Below are 4,357 nucleotides of genomic sequence, written 5' to 3'. Positions count from 1 at the left end.
TTATCAGCGATTAAAACTGGTTCATCTAAATACTTAGCAATCAATTTACAGCGTTTGGGATCACCAGGCATAATTACATATTTACCAACTTCCCCTTCGCCTACCTGAATATGATATTGCTTTCCATTTTCTGAATAATTCATTTTATCGCCTCCTAAGTTTAGATATCTTCATTATACCATCTTTTAGTTAAGGTAAAAACAGCTAGAAATGCTTATTAGTCTTTTTTAATATTTAATTATCAAAACCGCAATTCTTGTTCTGGGGAAAGTTTAACTACTTTAATACCATTATAAATAAGACTAAATAGCAATAAGATCATTTGACTTATGATCATAATCAAAATAATGCTTATTGATATATCATGAGTAACAAGATATTTTAATCCAATGATTACAGCAATAAAAATACTATTGATCATAAATATTTTTAACTGTTCCAAAAAAATCAATTTAAACAATTCTTGATTATTAATTCCATTGATTTTCAATAATGCCAACTCTTGATTTCTTCTTTGCATATATTCTTTTAATACAATAAACAACAAAACAATTGCAATAATACTAATTGTTAGTGCCAAAATTATTTTAGTATTTGTAGCATCAGCAATTAGTTTTGTTAAAAATTCAGTATCCTGAAAATCATCATTGATATAATATTTATTTTCTAACTGTCCTATTGCTTTATTTATTGAATTTACATCTTCAAATAAAAGAGTATATCCTACAAGCGGTAAAGAATCGTCAAAATTTTGATAAAAACTATAAAAATAGTTACTTTGATTTCTTAAATAGCCACAATAATAACTATTATCTAAAAAAGCTTTAACGGGATAACTTTTAGTCATACTATCATCAACTAATTGTCCTTGTTTAATTTCTGTATGGCTGCTAACAGGCGCATAGATTCCATGATCTTCTAATAAATCAACAACCTGAATAATATTATTTTCAAAAACTGCATTATCATAATATGGAAGAGCAATATATTTATTGCCATTGATCATTAAAGTATCTAAATAAATTGGATAGTAATCTTTTAATCCGTCAAGATTTTCTAAATCATTTAAATCTATTTTTGAGCTAATTAAATTATCGTTATCTAGATAAAGATTTTCTTGATGATCAGTAATAAAAATTTGATTATTAGAAAGTGAATTAACAATTTTGATATTGTCATTCCAATTATTGAACAGCAGGCAAAAACACTTAATGTTGTAACAAGAAAGATAGCTTTTAATGCTGTTGTTAATTGGTGATAATAATTATTAAAATGTTTTAGATAATTATGATAAAACTGTTTTGTCAGCTTTGATGCCTGATTTAGTTTTAAATGCTGAACATTATTGACTGTTTTGATTTCTTTGATTGTGTAATCTTTGATCTCATAGATATTATCAGCATATTCTTTTGCAATAAGACTATGTGAAGCAATGATAATATAGATATTTAACTTACGAGCAATTGAATAAATGAGTTCAAAAATATTACGTTCATTGTTTATATCCAAGGCACTAGTAGGTTCATCCATAATTAATATTTTGGGATTTTTTATCAATGCACAAGCAATCGCTAATCTTTGTCGTTCACCACCTGATAAAGTACTGATTGCCTGATTTAAAGCCACCTTTAAATTTACTAATTTCATAACTTCTTCAATATTTTGCTGCTGACTATTGAAGGTACAAGCATGAATCAAGTTTTCACCTACTGTATATTGTTCAAATAAATTACTTTCTTGTAAGACATAGCCGATTTGAGCTCGTTTTAATAAAGCCATTTCTCGCTCATTTTTTAAATCTAATTTTTTATCGTCTAGATAATAATCATAATCTTTACTAGAGCTAATCAAAGCTATCCGATACAAAAGTGCCGTTTTACCAGTCCCGCTTTTACCAACAATCAAAGATACACCTGGATAGATATTAAGATGAGCATTTTTTAAAACTGGCTGCTTATAAGTGATATTAATGTTTTCTAACTTTATCATAACTAATCCCTCCTAATCCAAGTGGAAAAATAAATTCTATCAACAATGACAAAATAAATATAAACAAAATTGTAGTTGATGAAATTGGGGCAATTACATAATTTATTTTGATACAAACAAATTGAAAAATAAAACACATTATAATTGATGTCATTAAAATAATCATCATATCAATTAAATACTTTTGTAAAGATAAAATGGTTATTTTCATTGGTACATAACCTAACTCTTTAAAATAACACTTAAAACTTTTCTCTTGATAAAGATTAATATATTTTAAAATCAAATTAATAATAGTCAAGATGATTGTTAGAGCTAATGAAAATTTAATAAATGAATCCGATGTCTGGTATGCCATAGCATCAATTGATCTAAAATTAGCTTTATCACTGATTGTTGCAAAACCTTCCTTTTCTAATTCTTTAATAACAGTTTCATAATTTTCAACCGAATCAATTCTTATTTTATAAGCTCCACTAACCCATGGAATAGCCTTAGCAATATTTGTTATTTCATGACCTTCAACCAATTCCGTTGTATAATCACCAATATTACTTATTGAACGATCATAATAATACGTTTTACTTGTTGTTGGCATATTTTCATTAATCAACTGCTGATATAAATCATCGGGAACATAAATAGCATGATAACTATTTTTAGACCAGCGACAACCAGTATTGCCTTTAAGTATACCGCTAATTTTATACTTTACATTAATATAATTGACAAAATCATAATTAATCGGATAATAAACAGGATCATCAGGAATTTGCTTTTCTCCATCACCAATGACAACATAACTAGGAACCGGTAAATTAAACGATATTTCATAGCTACCATCTTTAAGTTCTAAATATTTACCCAATTCATGAGAAAAATATATTCCACCATCCCCATAGCTTTTTTCTACTTGATTTTTATCAATTTGATCATAATTTACAATAGTAATATCAGTAACACGATCATAAAAATCACCCTGGCTTATTTCTTTTCCGTTTTTATATAAAATATATTCAGTTGAATTATCATTTGATTTTTCAAATTCAGTATGAGTATAACCAAAATCATATTCAAGATGAGGGGTCATTTTATCAATATGTTTAATATCACTAATTAGTTTTTTTTCAGTTTCATTAATATATGGTTCATTGCCACCACCGTAAAAAATATTTTTTTTATTAGCAAAAACCGGTTTATAAACAATCGCCTCATTATCAACTAAATTTTCAAATTCCTCATAATGATTATTGGTAGATGTAAAACTATAACTAGAAACAAGTGATGTTAAGACAATACTAAATGATAAAATGATGATCATCATTAGATTTTGAATTAAACGATGCTTTTTCATTTTAATAAAAATACCCGGTATAATAATTTTTTGTTTTTCAGTTTTTTCAACCATTTTATTATTTATCCAATTATCTTTGATCAAACATAACTGCTGCTTATTAATTTCATAAATAACATCACCAAGTTCAAACAACGATTCATTATGACTTGAAATAATAAATAAATGATTACTTGACAGTTCAATAATGATATTTTTAACTTCTTCAGTAAAATAGCTGTCTAAAGCTGCAGTTGGTTCATCAAGAATTATTATTGGTGAATTTTTTAAAATACATAATAGAAAGCTAATCCGATTCTTTTCACCACCTGATAATTGACTAGGGTATTTATTGAGAGTATTAAGTAATTCTAAACGTTGCAAATAATCACTAATATCTGCTGTTCCATATAGTTTTTGCATCAACTTAAAATGTTCTTTTACCGTTAAATCAGCAATAAAAGCATTATTTTGACTCATTAAAGAAAAAACATTGATCAGTTGTTTACTAGAAGTAATTTTTTGATGATTATAAATATATTCATCAAAATAATTTTCCTGATATAAAATATTTCTAATTAACGAAGTTTTACCACTACCACTTTCCCCTTTAATAATTGTAATCCCCGTATCATTACATTTAAAATTAGCATCAATAATTATCTTATGATTATAAATAATATTAATATTTCTTATTTCTAACACATATACCACCTCCTGATATTTACATTATAATAAGTTATTCTTACTACTTAGTGACTATTTTTATTAAAATCACTTTAACAACGAAATCTAAAAATATCTCATTCACTCTTACAATTAAAATATGTAATCTTTTTATAAAAAATATCAACATTGTATATTTATTATAGGTATTGATTTATATCTTAAATATGTTTATTCTATTTTTTAGAAAGGAATGTTTATATGCCAAAATCTGTTAACAGTTTTTTTAAGATGGAAATGCTGCTGCTTAAAATAATTGAAATCGGTGATGGAAATTATTACGGCTATCAAATTGCTCAAAAAATGGCT

Annotated in this window: 3 protein-coding genes; all 3 read right to left on the bottom strand. The window is 25.9% G+C overall.

The genetic code is table 11. The features are described 5' to 3' along the window. Positions 1-241: 241 nt before the first annotated feature. Positions 242-1,006: a hypothetical protein gene (locus J7M77_RS13175; RefSeq protein WP_296879335.1), complete on the bottom strand. Its 765-nt coding sequence runs from the start codon at positions 1,004-1,006 to the stop codon at positions 242-244. Positions 1,007-1,101: 95 nt separating this feature from the next. Beyond that, positions 1,102-1,989 (bottom strand): ATP-binding cassette domain-containing protein, encoded by an 888-nt coding sequence (locus tag J7M77_RS13170; RefSeq protein WP_296879333.1) that lies wholly within the window; start codon positions 1,987-1,989, stop codon positions 1,102-1,104. Continuing rightward, positions 1,967-4,027: an ATP-binding cassette domain-containing protein gene (locus tag J7M77_RS13165; RefSeq protein WP_296879330.1), complete on the bottom strand. Its 2,061-nt coding sequence runs from the start codon at positions 4,025-4,027 to the stop codon at positions 1,967-1,969. Before J7M77_RS13165 ends, J7M77_RS13170 begins: the two co-directional genes overlap by 23 nt. Between the last annotated feature and the right edge of the window lie 330 nt (positions 4,028-4,357).

It is taken from the genome of Thomasclavelia sp. (genome assembly GCF_017889095.1).
In the GTDB taxonomy this organism is placed as follows: domain Bacteria; phylum Bacillota_I; class Bacilli_A; order Erysipelotrichales; family Coprobacillaceae; genus Thomasclavelia.
This window is presented reverse-complemented; position numbering and strand designations above follow the sequence as displayed.